This window comes from Pseudazoarcus pumilus (genome assembly GCF_002872475.1).
GTDB lineage: Bacteria > Pseudomonadota > Gammaproteobacteria > Burkholderiales > Rhodocyclaceae > Pseudazoarcus > Pseudazoarcus pumilus.
Genome location: NZ_CP025682.1, coordinates 1848121 through 1867827, shown reverse-complemented (window position 1 = coordinate 1867827; position 19707 = coordinate 1848121). Strand labels below are relative to the sequence as shown.

At 65.4% G+C, this 19707-nt stretch carries 17 protein-coding genes and 2 tRNA genes; 10 read left to right on the top strand and 9 right to left on the bottom strand.

Annotation, left to right across the window (positions count from 1 at the left end; genetic code table 11):
- Positions 1-47: 47 nt before the first annotated feature.
- Complete coding sequence (locus C0099_RS08980; RefSeq protein ID WP_102247125.1) at positions 48-1970, bottom strand: PrkA family serine protein kinase; 1923 nt, start codon at positions 1968-1970, stop codon at positions 48-50.
- Between the two features lie 352 nt (positions 1971-2322).
- Between C0099_RS08980 and tig the strand changes: the two genes are divergently transcribed.
- From tig to C0099_RS08940, 8 genes are all read left to right on the top strand, one after another.
- The gene (gene tig, locus C0099_RS08975) at positions 2323-3630 is read left to right on the top strand and encodes a trigger factor (protein WP_102247124.1); all 1308 of its coding nucleotides are present in this window, start codon (positions 2323-2325) and stop codon (positions 3628-3630) included.
- Positions 3631-3652: 22 nt separating this feature from the next.
- Complete coding sequence (gene clpP / locus C0099_RS08970) at positions 3653-4288, top strand: ATP-dependent Clp endopeptidase proteolytic subunit ClpP (RefSeq protein ID WP_102247123.1); 636 nt, start codon at positions 3653-3655, stop codon at positions 4286-4288.
- A gap of 17 nt (positions 4289-4305) precedes the next feature.
- A complete protein-coding gene (clpX, locus tag C0099_RS08965) occupies positions 4306-5574 on the top strand; it encodes an ATP-dependent Clp protease ATP-binding subunit ClpX (RefSeq protein ID WP_102247122.1) in 1269 nt (422 codons plus the stop codon).
- Between the two features lie 162 nt (positions 5575-5736).
- A complete protein-coding gene (lon, locus tag C0099_RS08960; protein WP_102247121.1) occupies positions 5737-8148 on the top strand; it encodes an endopeptidase La in 2412 nt (803 codons plus the stop codon).
- 211 nt (positions 8149-8359) lie between these two features.
- Positions 8360-8632 carry an HU family DNA-binding protein gene (locus C0099_RS08955; protein ID WP_102247120.1) on the top strand — a complete coding sequence of 91 codons (273 nt, stop codon included), beginning with the start codon at positions 8360-8362 and terminating at the stop codon, positions 8630-8632.
- A gap of 42 nt (positions 8633-8674) precedes the next feature.
- Positions 8675-8750, top strand: a tRNA-Val gene (locus tag C0099_RS08950).
- A 238-nt stretch (positions 8751-8988) separates the two neighbouring features.
- A complete protein-coding gene (gene ectB, locus C0099_RS08945; RefSeq protein WP_102247119.1) occupies positions 8989-10260 on the top strand; it encodes a diaminobutyrate--2-oxoglutarate transaminase in 1272 nt (423 codons plus the stop codon).
- Positions 10261-10352: 92 nt separating this feature from the next.
- Positions 10353-10541, top strand: coding sequence for a YjfB family protein (locus C0099_RS08940; protein ID WP_102247118.1), 189 nt, complete (start codon positions 10353-10355; stop codon positions 10539-10541).
- Between the two features lie 7 nt (positions 10542-10548).
- Here C0099_RS08940 and C0099_RS08935 read toward each other — a convergent pair whose 3' ends face one another.
- Positions 10549-11082: a lipocalin family protein gene (locus tag C0099_RS08935; RefSeq protein ID WP_102247117.1), complete on the bottom strand. Its 534-nt coding sequence runs from the start codon at positions 11080-11082 to the stop codon at positions 10549-10551.
- A 195-nt stretch (positions 11083-11277) separates the two neighbouring features.
- Here C0099_RS08935 and C0099_RS08930 point away from each other — a divergent pair.
- Both C0099_RS08930 and gltX read left to right on the top strand, forming a co-directional pair.
- A tRNA-Val gene (locus C0099_RS08930) sits at positions 11278-11352 on the top strand.
- Between the two features lie 69 nt (positions 11353-11421).
- The gene (gltX, locus tag C0099_RS08925; protein WP_102247116.1) at positions 11422-12816 is read left to right on the top strand and encodes a glutamate--tRNA ligase; all 1395 of its coding nucleotides are present in this window, start codon (positions 11422-11424) and stop codon (positions 12814-12816) included.
- A 4-nt stretch (positions 12817-12820) separates the two neighbouring features.
- On the opposite strand, the gene mnmC is transcribed toward gltX, so the two are convergent.
- From mnmC to C0099_RS08890, 7 genes are all read right to left on the bottom strand, one after another.
- Complete coding sequence (gene mnmC / locus C0099_RS08920; RefSeq protein ID WP_102247115.1) at positions 12821-14716, bottom strand: bifunctional tRNA (5-methylaminomethyl-2-thiouridine)(34)-methyltransferase MnmD/FAD-dependent 5-carboxymethylaminomethyl-2-thiouridine(34) oxidoreductase MnmC; 1896 nt, start codon at positions 14714-14716, stop codon at positions 12821-12823.
- 38 nt (positions 14717-14754) lie between these two features.
- Positions 14755-16269, bottom strand: coding sequence for a lysine--tRNA ligase (gene lysS / locus C0099_RS08915; RefSeq protein ID WP_102247114.1), 1515 nt, complete (start codon positions 16267-16269; stop codon positions 14755-14757).
- Positions 16270-16456: 187 nt separating this feature from the next.
- On the bottom strand, positions 16457-16720 hold the full coding sequence (gene minE / locus C0099_RS08910; protein WP_102247113.1) for a cell division topological specificity factor MinE: 264 nt from the start codon (positions 16718-16720) through the stop codon (positions 16457-16459).
- Position 16721: 1 nt separating this feature from the next.
- Positions 16722-17537, bottom strand: a complete 816-nt coding sequence (minD, locus tag C0099_RS08905) for a septum site-determining protein MinD (protein WP_102247112.1) — start codon at positions 17535-17537, stop codon at positions 16722-16724.
- Positions 17538-17569: 32 nt separating this feature from the next.
- Entirely contained in the window at positions 17570-18352 is a 783-nt protein-coding gene (gene minC, locus C0099_RS08900) for a septum site-determining protein MinC (protein ID WP_102247111.1), read from the bottom strand.
- 88 nt (positions 18353-18440) lie between these two features.
- Entirely contained in the window at positions 18441-19322 is an 882-nt protein-coding gene (gene hslO, locus C0099_RS08895; RefSeq protein ID WP_102247110.1) for an Hsp33 family molecular chaperone HslO, read from the bottom strand.
- The gene (locus C0099_RS08890; protein ID WP_102247109.1) at positions 19322-19678 is read right to left on the bottom strand and encodes an ArsC family reductase; all 357 of its coding nucleotides are present in this window, start codon (positions 19676-19678) and stop codon (positions 19322-19324) included. The genes hslO and C0099_RS08890 overlap by 1 nt, the downstream gene beginning before the upstream one ends.
- Between the last annotated feature and the right edge of the window lie 29 nt (positions 19679-19707).

Here is a 19707-nt window from a genome sequence, read left to right as displayed (position 1 = left end):
GGGTGCCTCTCGGTGCGCGTGGCGGGTCGCGGGCGACCCGCCACGCTTCAGGACGACTTGCGCACGCGCAGATACCACTCGCACAGCAGGCGCACCTGCTTCTCGGTGTAGCCCTTGTCCACCATGCGATCGACGAAGTCCTGGTGCTTCTTCTGGTCGTCGGCGCTGGCCTTGGTGTTGAAGCTGATCACCGGCAGCAGGTCCTCGGTGTTCGAGAACATCTTCTTCTCGATCACGCCGCGCAGCTTCTCGTAGCTGGTCCAGGCCGGGTTCTTGCCTCCGTGCTTGGCGCGTGCGCGCAAAACGAAGTTGACCACCTCGTTGCGAAAGTCCTTGGGGTTGCTGATGCCCGCGGGCTTCTCGATCTTCTCGAGCTCGTCGTTGAGCGCGCCGCGATCGAGGATCTCGCCGGTGTTGGGATCGCGGAACTCCTGATCCTGGATCCAGAAGTCGGCGAAGGTCACATAGCGGTCGAAGATGTTCTGGCCGTACTCGGAGTAGCTCTCCAGGTAGGCGGTCTGGATCTCCTTGCCGATGAACTCGGCGTACTGCGCCGAGAGGTATTCCTTCAGGTAGTTCAGATAGCGCGCTTCGGTCTCGGGCGGAAACTGCTCGCGCTCGATCTGCTGTTCGAGCACGTAGAGCAGATGCACCGGGTTGGCGGCGACCTCGCGGTGGTCGAAGTTGAACACCTTGGACAGCGCCTTGAACGCGAAGCGCGTCGAAAGCCCCGTCATGCCCTCGTCGACGCCGGCATAGTCACGGTATTCCTGGATGCTCTTGGCCTTGGGGTCGGTGTCCTTGAGATTCTCGCCGTCGTAGACGCGCATCTTCGAGTAGATGCTGGAGTTCTCCGGCTCCTTGAGGCGCGAGAGCACGGCGAACTGCGCCATCATCGTCAGCGTGTCGGGTGCGCACGGCGCCTGCGCGAGCGAGCTGTTGGCGAGCAGCTTCTCGTAGATGCGCACTTCGTCGGACACGCGCAGGCAGTAGGGCACCTTGACGGTATAGATGCGGTCGAGGAAGGCCTCGTTGTTCTTGTTGTTCTTGAACGAGATCCACTCTGACTCATTCGAGTGCGCGAGCACGATGCCGTCGAAGGGGATCGCGCCAAAACCCTCCGTACCCTTGTAGTTGCCTTCCTGGGTGGCCGTGAGCAGCGGATGCAAGACCTTGATCGGTGCCTTGAACATCTCGACGAATTCGAGCAGTCCGCGGTTGGCCAGGCACAGCCCGCCCGAATAGCTGTAGGCGTCCGGGTCATCCTGTGAGTGGTGCTCGAGCTGGCGGATGTCGACCTTGCCGACCAGCGACGAGATGTCCTGGTTGTTCTCGTCGCCCGGCTCCGTCTTGGCCACCGCCTTTTGCTTGAGCACCGAGGGGCGCACGCGCACCACGCGGAATCTGGTGATGTCGCCGCCGTATTCGTGCAGGCGCTTGACCGCCCACGGACTCATGATGGTCTCGAGATAGCGGCGCGGAATGCCGAAGTCCTCCTCGAGGATGGGTCCGTCCTCGTCGGGGTCGAACAGGCCCAGCGGTGACTCGTTCACTGGCGAGCCCTGGAGCGCGTAGAAGGGCACGTGCTCGATGAGATGCTTGAGCTTCTCGGCGAGCGAGGACTTGCCGCCGCCGACCGGACCGAGCAGGTAGAGGATCTGCTTCTTCTCCTCCAGCCCCTGCGCGGCGTGGCGGAAGTAGGCCACGATGCTCTCGATCACCTCTTCCATGCCGTAGAAGTCGCGGAAAGCCGGGTAGATGCGCAACACCTTGTTGGAGAAGATGCGCGACAGACGCGGATCGAGCCGGGTGTCGACGAGTTCGGGCTCGCCGATGGCCATCAGCATGCGCTCGGCGGCGGTGGCGTAGGCGGAGCGGTCGCTCTTGCAGATCTCCAGGTATTCCTGGATCGACATCTCCTCGTCGCGGGTGGCCTCGAAGCGGGACTGGTAGGTGTTGAAGATGCTCATCTGGCGCCTCCTGAAGCAATGCATGCCGGCGGGTCGCCGGATTCGGTCGCGCACGGAAACGGGTTCCGGCCGCTCTCCTGCGGCGTTCGTGACGCCATCGGAAAACCGTCGCGCATGAAGGCTGTGAGGCGGTGCCGTGCGGCAAGTTCCACATTCGCACACGACGTTCCGAACCCCGTGTCGAAGCCATTATGGCCACCGTCGTGCGCTGGAAGGAAGCCCCCTCGCATGTGCTAGAATCGGCGGTTAGCGAGAACCTAGCAGCCGGTCGGCGCCCCGAAACGATCCCGGACGGATCGCCGGAGTGCGCCGGCCGTTTCACGTTTTTTTTGACCTTGTCGGGAAGCAATTGATGGAAAACAATCAGGAAACGCCGAACGCGCTGGAGCGCCGTATCGACATGACCGTGCCGGTCGCCGATATCGAGAAAGAGGTCGATGCCCGCCTCAAGCGCATGGCCCGCACCGTCAAGATGGCCGGCTTCCGGCCGGGCAAGGTGCCGCTCAAGATCGTCGCCCAGACCTATGGCGCACAGGCGCGCTCGGAAGCCATCGGCGCCGCGGTCGAGAAGGCCTTCGGCGAGAAGCTGCGCGAGCAGGAACTGCGCATCGCCGGCCAGCCGCGCATCGAGCCGGGCGACAAGTCGGCCGACGGGATGCTGTCGTTCACGGCGGTGTTCGAGGTCTATCCCGAGGTCAAGCCGGGCTCGCTTGCCGATCAGCAGATCGAGCGTCCGGTGCTCAGCGTTGGTGACGCCGAGGTCGACAAGACCATCGAGGTGCTGCGCAAGCAACGCACGCAGTTCGAGGCCTGCAAGCGCAAGTCCAAGGATGGCGACCGCGTCACCATCGACTTCGTCGGCAAGATGGATGGTGAGCCCTTCGAGGGCGGCACGGCCGAGGACTTCCCGTTCGTGATCGGTGCCGGTTCGATGCTGGCCGATTTCGAGAAGGCCGTGAAGGGCATGGGCAAGGACGAAGAGAAAACCTTCGAGATGACCTTCCCGGACGACTATCACGCCGAGAATCTGGCGGGCAAGACGGTCTCCTTCGATGTCACCGTCAAGGGCGTCGAAAAGCCCGTGCTGCCGGAAGTCGACGAGGAGTTCGCCAAGACGCTGGGCGTGGCCAGCGGCGACGTGGCGACGCTGCGCGAGGAAGTCAAGGCCAACCTCGAGCGCGAAGTCAAGCGTCGCGTGCAGGGTCGCGTCAAGGAGCAGGTCATGAACGCGCTGCTCGCCGTCACCGAGTTCGACGTGCCCACCGCGCTGGTCGACAAGGAGTCCGAACAGCTTGCAGAGAACGCCCGTCGCGACATGGAAATGCGCGGCATGAATCTCAAGGATGTGCCGGTCGAGCCGTCATGGTTTACCGAGCAGGCCGAGCGTCGCGTCAAGCTCGGGCTGATCATGGCCGAGATCGTCAAGGACAAGGAGTTGTTCGCCAAGCCCGAGCAGATCCGCAGCGTCGTCGAGGACATGGCGCAAAGCTACGAGGATCCGCAGGAACTGGTACGCTGGTATTACTCTCAGCCGGATCGCCTGTCGCAGGTCGAGGCGATCGTGATCGAGGACAACGTCGTCGAATGGGCGCTGGGCGAGGCCAAGACCGAGGACAAACCGGTCGATTTCGATGAACTGATGGGAAATTCTGCGGCCTGATGGGTCGTAAAGACGGGAAACGATGAGCAAAGCCAGCGAAATGAACGGCAACTGGGATCCCCAGGCACTCGGCCTGGTGCCGATGGTCGTCGAGCAGAGCGGGCGCGGAGAGCGCGCCTACGACATCTATTCGCGCCTTCTCAAGGAGCGCGTGGTGTTCCTGGTTGGTCCGGTCAATGACGCGACGGCCAACCTCATCGTCGCCCAGCTGCTGTTCCTGGAGTCCGAGAATCCGGACAAGGACGTGTATTTCTACATCAACTCGCCGGGCGGCTCGGTGTCGGCCGGCATGGCGATCTACGACACCATGCAGTTCATCAAGCCGGACGTGTCGACGCTTTGCATCGGCCAGGCCGCGAGCATGGGCTCATTCCTGCTCGCCGCCGGTGCCAAGGGCAAGCGCTTCTGCCTGCCCAACTCGCGCGTGATGATCCACCAGCCGCTGGGTGGCTTCCAGGGCCAGGCCTCCGACATCGAGATCCATGCCCGCGAGATTCTGTACATCCGCGAGCGCCTCAACGGCATGCTGTCCAAGCACACCGGTCAGCCGCTCGAGCGCATCGAAAAGGACACCGACCGCGACAATTTCATGAGTGCCGAGGCAGCGGTCGAATACGGCATCGTCGACAAGGTGCTCGCGTCGCGCGACGACGCCTGAAAGCGGAGAAACCGATCATGAGCGAAAAGAAGACGGGTGGCGACAAGCTGCTGTACTGCTCCTTCTGCGGAAAGAGTCAGCACGAGGTGCGCAAGCTGATTGCGGGCCCGTCCGTCTTCATCTGCGACGAGTGCATCGAGCTGTGCAACGACATCATCCGTGACGAGATGATGGAGAGTGTCAGCGCCGAGGCCGGCAAGGGGAGCCTGCCCACGCCGCAGGAGATCTGCCGCATTCTCGACCAGTACGTGATCGGGCAAGGCAAGGCCAAGCGCAACCTGTCGGTGGCGGTGTACAACCACTACAAGCGGCTGCGTCACCTGGCCACCGACAAGGACGAGGTCGAGCTGTCCAAGAGCAACATCCTGCTCATCGGGCCGACCGGCTCGGGCAAGACGCTGCTCGCGCAGACGCTCGCACGCCTGCTCAACGTGCCCTTCGTGATGGCGGATGCGACCACGCTCACCGAGGCCGGCTACGTCGGCGAGGACGTCGAGAACATCATCCAGAAACTGCTCCAGAAGTGCGACTACGACGTCGACAAGGCGCAGCAGGGCATCGTCTATATCGACGAGATCGACAAGATTTCGCGCAAGTCGGACAACCCGTCGATCACGCGCGACGTCTCCGGCGAAGGCGTGCAGCAGGCGCTGCTCAAGCTCGTCGAGGGCACGCAGGCCTCGATCCCGCCGCAGGGCGGGCGCAAGCACCCCAATCAGGACTTCATCCAGGTCGACACCACCAACGTGCTGTTCATCTGCGGCGGCGCCTTCGACGGGCTGGCCAAGGTCGTGCGTGAGCGCACCGAGCAGGTCGGCATCGGCTTCGGCGCCGAGGTCAAGAGCCGCGACGGGCGTGCCGTGTCCGAGTTCCTCGGGCAGGTCGAGCCGGAGGATCTGGTCAAGTTCGGGCTCATCCCGGAGTTCGTCGGTCGCCTGCCGGTGGTCGCCACGCTCGAGGAACTCGACGAGGACGCACTCATCCAGATTCTGGTCGAGCCCAAGAACGCGCTGCTCAAGCAGTACCAGAAACTCTTCTCGATGGAAGGCGTCGAACTCGAAATCCGTCCGGCCGCCTTGCACGCGATCGCGCGCAAGGCGATCGCCCGACGCACCGGCGCGCGCGGCCTGCGCTCCATCCTTGAGGGCGCCTTGCTCGACATCATGTACGACCTGCCCACCCTCGAAGGTGTGGAGAAAGTCGTCATCGACGAGGGCACGATCAACGACGCTGCCCAGCCGCTGCTGATTTACGCAGACCAGCAGAAGGTCTCCGGATCCAACTGACTCCCCGCAGGCCGAGCTTGCGGGGGTTCGTGGCCCGCGCGTAAGCTCGAAGCGTGCCGGCACGTCCGCAGTGTGTCGGCGGTCGAGTGCGTGCGGGCGACCGCTTGATTTCCGGCGTTACGTCCCCAGATACCTAACTGCTCCCCCACAGAGGTTTCACTCATGGCAAGCCACTCCGAACAACCCGTCGAACAGAACACTCTGCCGCTGCTGCCGTTGCGCGACGTCGTGGTGTTCCCGCACATGGTCATTCCGCTGTTCGTCGGGCGCCCCAAGTCGATCAAGGCGCTGGAGACGGCGATGGAAGGCGACAAGAGCATCCTGCTCGTCGCCCAGCGTTCGGCGGCCAAGGACGAGCCCTCCGCCGACGATCTGTACGACGTCGGTTGCGTGGCCAATGTGCTGCAGATGCTCAAGCTGCCCGACGGCACCATCAAGGTGCTCGTCGAGGGCGTGCACCGCGCCCACGTGCTCGCGGTCGAGGACGCGGAAGAGTTGTTCGTCGCACGCGTGGCGCCGGTGGTGGTCACGGACGGCGGCACCACCGAGGTCGAGGCCATGCGCCGCGCGATCATCGGGCAGTTCGACCAGTACGTGAAGCTCAACAAGAAGATTCCGGGCGAGATCCTCGCCTCGCTGTCGGGCATCGAGGACGCCGGCCGCCTGGCCGACACCATCGCCGCCCATCTTCCGCTCAAGCTCGAGCACAAGCAGGAGGTGCTCGAGGTCTTCGATACACGCACCCGGCTCGAGAAGCTGCTCTCGCAGATCGAGACCGAGCTCGACATCCTGCAGGTCGAGAAGCGCATCCGTGGCCGCGTCAAGCGCCAGATGGAAAAAAGCCAGCGCGAGTATTACCTGAACGAACAGGTCAAGGCCATCCAGAAGGAACTGGGTGAAGGTGAAGAGGGCGCGGACCTTGAGGACATGGACAAGAAGATCCACTCCTCGGGCCTGTCCAAGGACGCGCTGGCCAAGGCCGAAGGCGAGTTCAAGAAGCTCAAGCTGATGTCGCCGATGTCGGCCGAAGCGACCGTTGTGCGCAACTACATCGAGACGCTCGTCGGCCTGCCGTGGAAGAGGCGTTCGCGTGTCAGCAAGGACCTGGCCAAGGCCGAGAAGATTCTCGACCAGGACCACTACGGGCTGGAGAAGGTCAAGGAGCGCATCGTCGAGTACCTGGCCGTGCAGCAGCGCGTAGACAAGGTCAAGGCGCCGATCCTGTGTCTGGTTGGCCCTCCGGGGGTGGGCAAGACCTCGCTGGGGCAGTCGATCGCGCGTGCGACCAATCGCAAGTTCGTCCGCATGGCGCTGGGCGGCGTGCGCGACGAGGCGGAGATCCGTGGCCACCGCCGTACCTACATCGGCTCCATGCCCGGCAAGATCATCCAGAACATGACCAAGGTCGGAGTGAAAAACCCGCTGTTCCTGCTCGACGAGGTCGACAAGCTCGGCCAGGATTTCCGTGGCGACCCCAGTTCGGCGCTGCTCGAAGTGCTCGATCCGGAGCAGAACCACACCTTCCAGGATCACTACATCGAGGTCGATTACGATCTGTCCGACGTGATGTTCGTCGCCACGGCGAACACGCTCAACATCCCGCCGGCGCTGCTCGACCGTATGGAAGTCATTCGTCTGTCTGGGTATACCGAGGACGAGAAGACCAACATCGCGATGCGCTACCTGATTCCCAAGCAGATCAAGAACAACGGTCTGAAATCGGGCGAGATCGAGATCACCGAAGCCGCGGTGCGCGACATTTGCCGCTACTACACACGCGAAGCCGGTGTGCGCAGCCTCGAGCGCGAGATTTCCAAGATCTGCCGCAAGGTGGTCAAGGCGCTGGTGCTGGCAAAGAAGGGTGAGAAGATCCAGGTCACGGCGGACAATCTCGACAAGTACCTGGGGGTGCGTCAGTACTCGTTCGGCGTGGCCGAAAAGGAGAACCAGGTCGGTCAGGTCACCGGTCTGGCGTGGACCGAGGTCGGTGGCGAGCTGCTCACCATCGAGTCGGTGGTGATGCCGGGCAAGGGCAACATCCAGCGCACCGGTTCGATCGGTGACGTCATGAAGGAGTCGGTCGAGGCAGCGCGCTCGGTCGTGCGCAGCCGTTCCCGCAAGCTGGGCATCAAGGACGAGGTCTTCGAGAAGGGCGATCTGCACATCCACTTCCCGGAAGGCGCGATCCCCAAGGACGGCCCGTCGGCCGGCATTGCGATCACCACCGCGCTGGTGTCCTCGCTCACCGGCATTCCGGTGCGCTCCGATGTCGCCATGACCGGCGAGATCACGTTGCGCGGTGAGGTGCTGCAGATCGGCGGCCTCAAGGAGAAGCTGCTCGCCGCCGTGCGTGGCGGTATCACCACTGCGTTGATTCCGGAGGAAAACGTCAAGGATCTGGCGGAGATTCCCGAGAACATCAAGAATGCGCTCGAGATCATTCCGGTGCGCTGGTTCGACAAGGTGCTCGAGCACGCACTCGAGCGCCAGCCTGAACCGCTGGACGAGGGCGTGCCCGAGGTTCCCCCCGGCGGCGAGGTCGACGCGGCGGGAAATAGCATCCGCGCGCACTGAGCGTTTTCCCGAGTTCCGTTGCTGTTGCCCGATGGCGCGTGCCCTGCACGCGCCATCGTTTGTTGACAGCGCCGAATGGCGCACGCTATAAAAACCGTGCAGCACCGAGGAGACCGTCCGCGCAACGAGACCAGACGCGGCACGACCGCGCCCCGCGGGCATCATCGACGACAAACGGGTTGAATGCTCAACGCCAAGAGGGGGGTTCTACGTGAATAAATCCGAACTGGTAGATGCAATCGCCGCACAGGCCGACCTATCCAAGGCGGCCGCCGGGCGCGCGCTCGACGCCGCGGTCGACGCCGTGCGCAAGGCCTTGAAGAAGAACGACACCGTGACCCTGGTGGGTTTCGGTACCTTCTACGTGGGAGCGCGCGCCGAGCGCAACGGTCGCAACCCCCGCACCGGGAAGAGCATTCGCATCAAGGCGGCGCGCATTCCCAAATTCCGTGCTGGCAAGGGTCTGAAGGATGCGGTAAAGTAGCGCCCCTTCGACCCGGCCGATGGTTGCCGCCATCGCCGGTGCGGGTGCTTAGCTCAGTTGGTAGAGCGTCGCCCTTACAAGGCGAATGTCGGCGGTTCGACCCCGTCAGCACCCACCATTGGTTTTCCCCGAAAAGCCCGGACATCGTTCCGGGCTTTTCGCTGCCGCGCTCATCGCGGCAGCCGACGACAAAGCGGCGGCGAATGCGGTTTGACCCGACCGGGCTGCTCAGGGATACTGAATTTATCCTCGCCGGTCCGGGGTTCGGCACGTGACTTCACATGTGGCGAGCGCGGAAGCGATGGACTTCGCTGAAGTCGATCGTCGGCGCTAAATATCGACCCGAGGTGATTGCGATGCGAATTTTCGATGAAATGGAATCCGAGGTACGCGGCTATATCCGTTCCTTTCCGGTGGTGTTCGACGTCGCCCGCGGTTCGGAGATGTTCGACGAGCACGGCAATCGCTACATCGACTTCTTCGCCGGCGCCGGCGTACTCAACTACGGTCACAACAACCCGCGCTTTTCCGAGGCGATGATCGCCTATCTGGAACGCGGTGGCATCGTGCATGGCCTGGACAAGGCCACGGTGGCCAAGCGTGCCTTCCTGACCAAGTTCCGCGACACCATCCTCGAGCCGCGCAACCTGAACTACAAGGTGCAGTTCACCGGCCCCACCGGCACCAATGCGGTCGAGACTGCGCTCAAGCTCGCGCGCATGCTCAAGCGCCGCTCCAACATCATCGCCTTCACCAACGGCTATCACGGCCTGACGCTGGGTTCGCTGGCGGTCACCGGCAACTACTACTACAAGGACGAATCCTACGGCTCGCGCAGCAACAGCGCCTTCATGCCCTTCGACGGCTTTCTCGGCGAAGGCGTGGACAGCGTCGACTACATGCGCCGCTTTCTGGAAGACGGCAGTAGCGGCATCGACCTGCCGGCGGCGGTCATCGTCGAGACGGTGCAGGGCGAGGGTGGCGTCAACGTGGCCAGCATCGAGTGGCTGCAGAAGCTCGCCGGCCTGTGTCGGGAGTTCGACATCCTGCTCATCATCGACGACATCCAGGTCGGCAATGGCCGCACCGGCACCTTCTTCAGCTTCGAGCGCGCCGGCATCCAGCCCGACATGGTGACCCTGTCCAAGTCCATCGGTGGCGGCCTGCCGATGGCGCTGCTGCTGATGCGCCCCGATCTGGACCAGTGGAAGCCGGGCGAGCACACGGGTACCTTCCGCGGCAACAACCTCGCTTTCGTGGCCGCCACCGAAGCGCTGGGCTACTGGGAGAACGACGACCTGTCCGGCGCGGTCGCGCACAAGGGCGAGATCATCCGCGGTGAGCTCCAGCGCATCGCTGACCGCTTCCCCGAGCTGAATGCGAGCGTTCGCGGCCTGGGCATGATCTGGGGTCTGGAGCTGCCCCAGCCGGGTGTGGCCGGTGAGACGTCGGCAGAGGCCTTCACGCGCGGCCTGGTGATCGAGACGGCCGGTGCCGACGACCAGGTGCTCAAGTTCCTGCCCTCGCTGCTGATCGACGAGGACGTGCTGCGCGAAGGCCTGGCGATCGTCGAGGCGTCCCTCGAAGCGCTTGTCGAAAAGCGTCAGAAGATGCTCTCCGGGCAGTAAGACGGTTCAGGATGCGGCGGAGCACGCGGACCTCAAGTTTCGTGCTCCGCTGCCGTTGACACCGGCACACCCACCGCTTTCTGGTCTTTCCGATGGACGTATCTTCGATCGCCGCACTGGCGACCGCCAATTCGCAGGCCCGCACGCAGGAGCAGGCATCGCTGATGATGCTCAAGAAAGCCATGGAGATGCAGGAGCAGCAGGCCGAACTGATGCTACAGGCGTTGCAGGTGTCTTCGCCGAGCGGGAGCAGCGGCGGCGTCATCGATACCTGGGTCTGATCCGGCCTCAGCGTGAGTCGTGCGGCGAGCGCACGATGCGTGCCGCATCGAAGCCCCGTTGTTCCAGTCTTGTGACGAGTGCTTCGACGCGTTCGCCCGCAACGTCGGCATCGCGCGCCAGAATCCACAGGTATTCCTTCGACGGCTCGCTGATCGCGACCAGGGTATAGGCCTCGTCGAGATCGATCACCCAGTAATCCCCCCATGCCATCGGCAGCCACGACAGCCAGGCCGGCGCGAAACGTACCTCGAGCCTGGGCGAGCCCGCCTCGCCGACCAGACGGGCGACACCGCGGGCCTCGTCGAACTCGCCGGATGCGGTACGGCAACGGTTGATGACCTCGATGCGTCCGTCGTCCATGCGCGCATAGGTGGCCGTCGTGTCCGATACGCACTGCTCCTGGAATCGGTTGGGATACTTGGCGATCTCATGCCAGGTCCCCAGGTAGCGCTGCAGGTCGAGTCGTTCGATCGGCTCGAGCGGCGTGGCATGCGCCAGGGAAATGCACAGCAGCAGGGCGAGGCCCGGATAGGTTTTCATCGGCGGGATTTCCTTGTGGGCGGCACCGGATGCGAGCTTCGTCGCGCAGCCTGCGTGCAGCGACGGCCGCGCCGTAAACAGTAGCGCACTTCGCCGCGTGCATTTCGTGCATTCGCCGAGCGTAGCGCACGCTTGCGTGCCGCCGTGTGTTGACGCCTCGCTCCGCTGCACATAGAATCCGCGCTTCTTCTTCCGGGGCGGTTAGCTCAGCGGTAGAGCACTGCCTTCACACGGCAGGGGTCACTGGTTCGATCCCAGTACCGCCCACCAACACGAAACCCCGCCCGATTGGACGGGGTTTTTTGTTTTCCGCCAGCCCCGTAGCCTGGAGCCTCTGCGATGTCCGTCCGCACCCGTTTCGCCCCCAGCCCCACCGGTTTCCTGCATATCGGCGGTGCGCGCACCGCGTTGTTCTGCTGGGCCTATGCGCGACGTCACGGCGGGCAGTTCATCCTGCGCGTCGAGGACACCGATCTGGAGCGCTCCACGCCGGAGGCGGTGCAGGCCATCCTCGACGGCATGCACTGGCTGGGGTTGGATGCGGACGAGGGGCCCTTCTACCAGACGCAGCGCTTCGACCGTTACCGGGAAGTCATCGCGCAGATGCTCGAGGCTGGCACGGCGTACCACTGCTACGCCACGCCCGACGAACTCGACGCGATGCGCGAGGCGCAGCGTGAGCGTGGCGAGAAGCCGCGCTACGACGGTCGTTGGCGCCCGGAACCGGGCAAGACCCTGCCCAACCCGCCGGCGGTCGTGAAGCCGGTCGTGCGCTTTCGCAACCCGCGCGACGGCGTCGTCGCGTGGGACGACCTGGTCAAGGGGCGCATCGAATTCTCCAACGCCGAGCTGGACGATCTGGTCATCGCGCGCGGCGACGGCACGCCGACCTACAACTTCTGCGTCGTCGTCGACGATCTGGACATGCGCATCACGCACGTCATCCGCGGCGACGACCACGTCAACAACACGCCGCGCCAGATCAACATCCTGCGTGCGCTGGGCGCCGAGGTGCCGCAGTACGCGCACCTGTCGATGATCCTCGGTGACGACGGCACCAAGCTGTCCAAGCGCCACGGTGCGGTCAGCGTCATGCAGTACGACGAGGAAGGCTATCTGCCGGACGCCGTCGTCAACTACCTCGCGCGCCTGGGCTGGAGTCACGGCGACGAAGAGATCTTCTCGCGAGCGCAGTTCGTCGAATGGTTCGACCTGGACCACATCACGCCGTCGGCCGCGCAGTTCAACACCGAGAAGCTCAACTGGCTCAACGCCCACTACATCAAGCAGGCCGACGTGGCGTATCTGGCCAGCGAGGTCGCCTCGCGGCTGGCGCGGCGCGGTATCGACCCGGAGGCCGGTCCCGAGCTCGAGGCGGTGGTCGCGCTCTACCGCGAGCGCTCGTCCACGCTCAACGAACTGACCGATGCGGTGGAGCTGTTCTGCATCGAGGCGCATCCTGCGCCGGATGTGATCGAGAAGCATCTGACCGAGCCCGCCCGCGCCGCCCTCAACAGTCTCGCCGGGCGCTTCGAGGCGAGTGCCGAGTGGAACGCAGAAACCGTTTCCGGTGCGATCAAGGCGACGATGGCCGATCACGGCCTGAAGATGCCGCAGGTGGCGATCCCGCTGCGCGTGGCCACGCTGGGCGTGCCCCAGACGCCGGCCATCGACGCAGTGCTGGCAGTGCTGGGGCGTGAGCGCACGCTCGCGCGCATGCGCCGCTACCTGTAGTCGGTCAGTCCTCGGCCCGGGTGCCAGGTCTACCGGGCGGTCGCAGCACATAGCGCGCCGGGTCCATCGCGTCGCGCAGTTCGCGTTCCATGGGCGACGGCTCGTCGTTCAGCTGGCTCGCCAGCATCTCGGCGACCAGCGCCGACCACACCAGCCCGCGGGCACCGAAGCCGGAGACGGCGTAGAGGTCGCGGTGACGCGCCACCGTGGCGAGCGTTCCGTGATGAGGCCGCGCCGCGTCCGGTACCGCGCCGACGATGGGCAGACGGTCGGGGGAGGCGGGGCGGAAACCCACGCGGCCTCCCACGATCTCCGCGTCGAATCCCGGCAGCATGGTGGCGAGCTTGGCCAGGTTCTCGGCATGGTCGGCCTCGCGCAGCGTGGCATCGTCGTCATCGACCGAGAAGGTCGCGCCCGCAGCCATCAGGCCGTCGATGGCCGGGCTGACGTAGCCGCCGCGACACACCACCACCTCGGCCGTCTTGCCGTTCCTGGCGCGCACATGGCTGACCTGGCCGCGCGCAGCGACGACGGGGATCGCCGCACCTTGCGACAGGCGCGAGATGGCCGTGCCATTGGCGAGGATGGCCACCGGCGCGCGGGCGACCTCCCAGCCATCGGCGTCGCGCGCGACCCATTCGCTGCCGGTGTCCTCCAGCGCAGCCACTTCGCGGCCGTAGTGCGTGCGCAGCCGCTTCGGCCATGCCGCGAGATTGGCTGCGCACAGGCTGGGCGGATTGACCCAGCCCCCGGCCGGAAACCACCAGCCGCCGATGGCCAGCGGCCAGCCCGCGATGCGCGAGGCCTCGTCGCGTTCGACGAAGCGCAACACCTCGGCCGGGTCGTCGAGCGCGGCGACCACTTCGCGCTGTCTCGCCGCCTGCTTGTCGTCGCGCGCCAGATGCAGCACGCCGCAGGCCGCCCAGCGTACCGGCAGGCCCGCCATCGACAATCGCCTCATGTGATGCATTCCGTACAGGGCGCCGGCGCGCGTGATGCGGCTCATGCGGTTGTCGTCGCGGCTGGGCAGGGCGCGCAGCACGCCGGCGTGGTTCCCCGAGGCGCCTTGTGCGGGGCCGTCGGCGGCATCGATCAGCGCAACGCGCCATCCGCGGTCGAGCAGGCGGTGGGCAATCGCGCTGCCCGCCAGGCCGGCACCGATCACCAGTGCGTGGCGATGAGTTTGCGGAGGCGTTCTCCCGCGCGTGAAACGGCCGACCAGCATCTGACTTTTCGCTGCGAAGCCGCGGCGCCTGTCGCAGTCGAAGCCGGCCTGCTGCAGGGCCCGGCGGGTCGCGCCATGCACCGACCAGGTAGCCAGCGTTGCGTCCGGCGCGGCGAGCCGGGCCAGATCGCCGATCAGCGCCTCGCTCCACATCGCGGGATTGACTCTCGGCGCGAAGCCGTCGAGATAGAAGGCATCGGCCCGCGCGTCGAGTTGCGCAAGCAGCGTGCATGCATCGCCGAAGAGCAGCGTCAGGATCACGCGCCCGCCGTCCAGATGCAGGCGATGAAATCCCGGCACCAGCGACGGCCAGTGCGAGGTGAGTTCGGCGATCAGCGGCGCGAATTGCGGGGATGCGTCGTGCGCGGCGGCGAGGTCGGTGGCCGTGAAAGGGTGCAGTTCGGCCGAGACGTAGTGCAGGCGTTCGCAGCGGCTCGCGTCGTCGCGCCAGGCGGCCCAGGTGACCAGAAAGTTCAGCCCCAGACCGAAACCGGTTTCGACGATGGTGAAGGTCTCACGGCCCTGCCAGCGCGCTGGCAGGGCGTTGCCTTCGAGAAAGACCCGTTGCGCCTGTTCCAGGCCGCCCGCGCTGGAGTGGTAGATGTCCTGATACGCTTCCGACCACGGCGTGCCGTCATCACGGAAACTCAGGCGGGCGGGGCTGAGGCGGGGCATGTCGAAAGCAGGCGGCCGCCCGTGGGCGGCCGCTGCGCTCAGTCGGCTTCGCGCCGCAGGTGCGGGAACAGGATCACGTCGCGGATCGACGGCGCGTCGGTCAGCAGCATCACGAGGCGGTCGATGCCGATGCCGCAGCCGGCGGTCGGCGGCAGGCCGTATTCGAGCGCGCGGATGAAGTCGGCGTCGTAGTACATGGCCTCTTCGTCGCCGGCCTCCTTGGCCTGGACCTGTTCGAGAAAGCGTGCGGCCTGGTCCTCGGCGTCGTTGAGCTCGGAGAAGCCGTTGGCGATCTCGCGCCCGACGATGAACAGCTCGAAGCGCTCGGTGATCTCCGGGTTGTCGTCGTGGCGGCGTGCCAGCGGCGAGACCTCGGCCGGGTAGTCGATGATGAAGGTCGGCTCCCACAGATCGGCCTCGGTGGTCTCCTCGAACAGGGCCAGCTGCAGCGCGCCCAGGCCGGCGCCGGCGTGCGGCTCGACCTTGAATTCGGCCAGCTTGGCGCGGATCCAGTCGGCGTCATTGAGCTGTGCCTCGGAGAAGCCCGGGTTGTACTTGCGCATCGCCTCGACGATGGTCAGGCGCGCGAAGGTGCGCGACAGGTCGAGCTCGCGGCCCTGATAGACGAAGGTTTCGCTGCCCAGCGCCTCGCGCGCCGAGTGGCGGATCAGGCCTTCGGTGAAGTCCATCAGCGTACGGTAGTTCGCGTACGCCTCGTAGAACTCCATCATCGTGAACTCGGGGTTGTGGCGGGGCGACAGGCCTTCGTTGCGGAAGTTGCGGTTGACCTCGAACACGCGCTCGAAGCCGCCCACCACCAGACGCTTCAGATAGAGCTCCGGCGCGATGCGCAGGAACAGTTCCATGTCGAGCGCGTTGTGATGCGTGGTGAAGGGCTTGGCCGCGGCGCCGCCGGGGATGGGGTGCATCATCGGCGTCTCGACCTCGAGGAAGCCGTGGCCCGTCATGTAGTTGCGGATCGACTGCACCATGCGGCTGCGCGCGACGAAGGTGTATCGCGTGGCCTCGTTCATGATCAGGTCGACGTAGCGCTGGCGGTACTTCTGCTCGATGTCGGTCAGGCCGTGGAACTTGTCCGGCAGCGGACGGATGCTCTTGGTGAGCAGACGAATGTCCGAGCCCTTGACGGTCAGTTCGCCGGTGCGCGTCTTGAACAGGGTGCCCACCACGCCGACGATGTCGCCGATGTCCCAGTGACGGAAGTCCGCGTAGGCATCCTCGCCGATGGCATCGCGCTGCACGTAGCACTGGATGCGCCCCGACACGTCCTGGATGGTGATGAAGCTGGCCTTGCCCATGACGCGCTTGAGCATGATGCGCCCGGCCACCTTGACCTCGATCGGCGTGGCCTCCAGCGCCTCACCGTCACGGTCGCCATAGGCCTCGTCGAGACGCGCGGCGAGGTTCTCGCGCGAGAAGTCGTTGGGAAAGGCCTGGCCCGTGGCGCGCCACGCGGCGAGCTTTTCGCGGCGCTCGGCGATGAGGTGGTTCTCGTCCTGTTGCGGCGCGCTCGCGCTGGTCTGGTCGGTCATGTCGGCTGTGCTTGAAGAGGGAGGGCAGCGTGGCGCCGCAAGGCCAAGGATTTTCGCATGGCCCTGGGCGTGCCCGCAAATCGGACGATCGAACGCAGACCGGCACACGGCGACCGGTCGCGTCGCCCTGCCGCAGTTCAGCGCTCGTTGCGTGGTTCGTACATCGAGGGCTGTACGCGGATCGGGCTCAGGCGCTCTTCTGGTCCGACAGGACGATGTTGACCTCGAGAATCTCGAGGTTGTCCTGCTTCTCGAGCTGCACCTTGATGTCGTCCGGGTTGACCGAGACGTACTTCGAGATCACCTCGATGAGCTCACGCTGCAGCGCCGGCAGGAAATCCGGGCCTCGCGAATCCGAGCCGTGCTCGCGCGCGATGATGAGCTGCAAACGCTCCTTCGCGACCGAAGCCGTACGTTCCTTTTTTCCGAAGAATCGCGCTAGGAGGGACATGTCACTTGCCTCCGAACAGGCGCTTCATCAGGCCCGGTTTCGTGTAATCAACATAACGCAGCGGACGTTCCTCGCCGAGGAAACGCGCGACCACATCGACATAGGCCTCGGCCACGTCGGTACCCTTGAGGTGGATCGCCGGCGTGCCCTGGTTGGAGCCATGCAGCACCGATTCCGATTCGGGAATCACGCCGATCAGCGGGACGCGCAGCAGCTCCTGCACGTCCTTGTAGGAGAGCATCTCGCCGTCCTCGACGCGCTTGGGCGAATAGCGCGTGACCAGCAGGTGCTCCTTTACGGCCTCACGACCCTCGGCCGCACGGCGCGACTTCGACTGCAGGATGCCAAGGATGCGGTCCGAGTCGCGCACCGACGAGACTTCCGGGTTGGTCGTGACGATGGCTTCGTCCGCGAAGGTCAGCGCCAGCACGGCACCGCGCTCGATGCCGGCGGGTGAATCGCAGACGATATAGTCGAAGCCCATGTGTTCGAGCTCCTTGATCACCGTCTCGACGCCTTCCTCGGTGAGCGCGTCCTTGTCGCGCGTCTGCGAGGCCGGCAGGATGAACAGGTTCTCGCAGTTCTTGTCCTTGATCAGTGCCTGGTTGAGCTTGGCCTCGCCGTTGAGCACATTGACCAGATCGTAGACCACGCGTCGCTCGCAGCCCATGATCAGGTCGAGATTGCGCAGACCGACGTCGAAGTCGATCACCGCGGTCTTGAAGCCGCGCAGTGCGAGTCCGGACGCGAAGGCCGCGCTGGTGGTGGTCTTGCCTACGCCACCCTTGCCTGAGGTTACGACGACGACTCGAGTCACGATGGGATTCCTTCCAGACGGTTGGGCTGCATTCAGTCGAGTTGCAGCGGTTCGATGGTAAGCGCCGTGCCACGGCCCGATTCGGCCATGCGCACGCACGCCGGACGACCCGCGATCGCGGCGGGGATGCCCTGTTCGAAAGTGCGGTACACGCCGGCGATTGAGACGATCTCAGGGCCGAAGTTGGTCGCCAGTATGCGCGCTCGATCGTTGCCCTGGGCGCCGGCCAGCGCGCGGCCGCGCAGCGGACCGTAGCAGTGGATGCTGCCGTCGGCGATGACCTCGGCGCCGTTGCTCATGCCGGCCAGCAGCACCAGGTCGCCGCCGCGTGCATACACCTGCTGTCCGGAGCGCACCGGACGGTCGACGAACATCGTCGGCGCGGGCTTGCCTGTCTGCGGTACTGCGGCGGCCGGCTGCGGCGCCGGTTCCGGGCGCGGCTCGGGTTCGCGGCGCGAGGCCGGCGGCGGCGCCTCGGTGTTGGTCTCGGCCGCGTCGAGCAGCGATACGCCGGCCTGGCGTGCGCCGGCGATCAGGTCCGCCGGCAAGCCGCGCGCGCCGATGGGTTGCAGCTGGAAACGGCGGAACAGGCTCAGCAGACCGGCCCAGTCGAGACGTTCGGGCGCGTCGTCACCGAGCTCGGCGAAATCCAGGATGGCCGCTTCCCCGGAAAAGAAGTCGGGGCGGCCACCGAGCATCTTGTGCAGTTCGTCGGCGAGCAGGTCCGGGCGTGTCTCGCGCAGCATCGCTACGGTCGCGCCGATCGACGCGTTGCGGAACTCGATCGGGCGGCGCGGGGGCGGGTTCGTCGACATGAATGCTCAGTGCCTCAAAAGCTTGCGAGTCTAATGACGGTGGCGAATTCGGGCAAGGACGACGGCAGAATCCGTCGATTCGTCGCGCTCAGTGCAGGGTCGGCGGCGCATCGTCGTCGTCGCCCTCGTCGTCGAACAGCGCGTCGATGTCGTCGGGCTCAAAGCGATAGGTGTGGTTACCCAGGTCGTCGTGCACGACGACTTCGCCATGTTCGTCGAGAATGTCGTCGAGTTCGTCGCGGCCCAGGCTGCGCAGCATGTCCTCGACCTTCTGCGGGTCGCGCGGCCAGTCATGGCTGACTTCGCGCGGGGCGAACAGGCGCACGTCCTCCTCATTGAACAGGCGCACGAGCAAGTGCTCGGCGTCGAGTCCGAGCAATTCGTCGGGGCGTACGGTGGACGCCAGATGCTGCACGCGATCCCAGCCATCGGCGTCGCGTGCGTCGGCGCCGGGCAGCTTCTGCAGGAACAGGCCGCAGGCGGCCTCGCCGTCGCAGGCCAGCCACAGCGCTGCCGGCTGCTGCTCGGACTGCGTCAGATAGTGCTCGAACACCTCGGCGACACTGTCGCCTTCGAGCGGCACCAGGCTGCGATAGGGCTCGCGCATGGAGGGCAGCTCCAGCGAGAGCTGCATGCGACCGGCCCCGACCAGCTGCGTCAGCGTCTCCCCCTCGGCCGGACCGTCGACCTTGGCCATGGCGCGCAGGTTGAGCGACTCGGGGCAGTCGACGACGAGCAGGCGCAGCGGCCCGTCACCGTGAATCTGGAAGGTCAGCCGGCCGGGCTGCTTGAGGTTGCCGGCGATGATGGTCGACACCGCGCACATCTGACCGAGCACGCGCGCGACCTCGGGCGGGTAGTCGCGCCCGGCCTGCAGGGCCTGCCACACGTCGTCGAGGCGCACCAGCGCGCCGCGGATGTCGAGCGCCTCGAACAGGAAGCGGCGCACCCAGGAAGTCGATTCACTCATCAGGCGACTCCGAGTCTGGCGGCGAGGCTGTCGGGGTCGAAGCCGACCAGCAGCTCGCCCGCATCGGTCTCGATCACCGGGCGGCGGATCACGCTCGGATGCGCGCGCATCAGCGCGATCGCCTCGGCGTCGGAGTCGACCGTCTGCTGCTCGGGCGCGAGCTTGCGCCAGGTCGTGCCGCGCCGGTTGAGCAGCGCCTTGCGCCCGGCCGACGCGCACCAGCGCGCGAGCGTGGCGTCGTCGATACCGGCCTTCTTGTAGTCGTGAAAGTCATAGGCGACGCCGGCCGCTTCCAGCCAGCCGAAGGCCTTCTTCATCGTGTCGCAGTTGCGGATGCCATAGATGCGCACCGTCATCGTGGTTCTTCCTTACCGCCGGTTTGGAC

What these genes read in the sequence shown, in the direction of transcription:
- minE (WP_102247113.1), bottom strand. Translation starts at nt 16,720, where the DNA reads ATGTCCCTCCTAGCGCGATTCTTCGGAAAAAAGGAACGTACGGCTTCG.
- lon (WP_102247121.1), top strand. Translation starts at nt 5,737, where the DNA reads ATGGCAAGCCACTCCGAACAACCCGTCGAACAGAACACTCTGCCGCTG.
- C0099_RS08935 (WP_102247117.1), bottom strand. Translation starts at nt 11,082, where the DNA reads ATGAAAACCTATCCGGGCCTCGCCCTGCTGCTGTGCATTTCCCTGGCG.
- C0099_RS08890 (WP_102247109.1), bottom strand. Translation starts at nt 19,678, where the DNA reads ATGACGGTGCGCATCTATGGCATCCGCAACTGCGACACGATGAAGAAG.
- clpP (WP_102247123.1), top strand. Translation starts at nt 3,653, where the DNA reads ATGAGCAAAGCCAGCGAAATGAACGGCAACTGGGATCCCCAGGCACTC.
- lysS (WP_102247114.1), bottom strand. Translation starts at nt 16,269, where the DNA reads ATGACCGACCAGACCAGCGCGAGCGCGCCGCAACAGGACGAGAACCAC.
- hslO (WP_102247110.1), bottom strand. Translation starts at nt 19,322, where the DNA reads ATGAGTGAATCGACTTCCTGGGTGCGCCGCTTCCTGTTCGAGGCGCTC.
- mnmC (WP_102247115.1), bottom strand. Translation starts at nt 14,716, where the DNA reads ATGCCCCGCCTCAGCCCCGCCCGCCTGAGTTTCCGTGATGACGGCACG.
- C0099_RS08940 (WP_102247118.1), top strand. Translation starts at nt 10,353, where the DNA reads ATGGACGTATCTTCGATCGCCGCACTGGCGACCGCCAATTCGCAGGCC.
- tig (WP_102247124.1), top strand. Translation starts at nt 2,323, where the DNA reads ATGGAAAACAATCAGGAAACGCCGAACGCGCTGGAGCGCCGTATCGAC.
- C0099_RS08980 (WP_102247125.1), bottom strand. Translation starts at nt 1,970, where the DNA reads ATGAGCATCTTCAACACCTACCAGTCCCGCTTCGAGGCCACCCGCGAC.
- gltX (WP_102247116.1), top strand. Translation starts at nt 11,422, where the DNA reads ATGTCCGTCCGCACCCGTTTCGCCCCCAGCCCCACCGGTTTCCTGCAT.
- minC (WP_102247111.1), bottom strand. Translation starts at nt 18,352, where the DNA reads ATGTCGACGAACCCGCCCCCGCGCCGCCCGATCGAGTTCCGCAACGCG.
- clpX (WP_102247122.1), top strand. Translation starts at nt 4,306, where the DNA reads ATGAGCGAAAAGAAGACGGGTGGCGACAAGCTGCTGTACTGCTCCTTC.
- ectB (WP_102247119.1), top strand. Translation starts at nt 8,989, where the DNA reads ATGCGAATTTTCGATGAAATGGAATCCGAGGTACGCGGCTATATCCGT.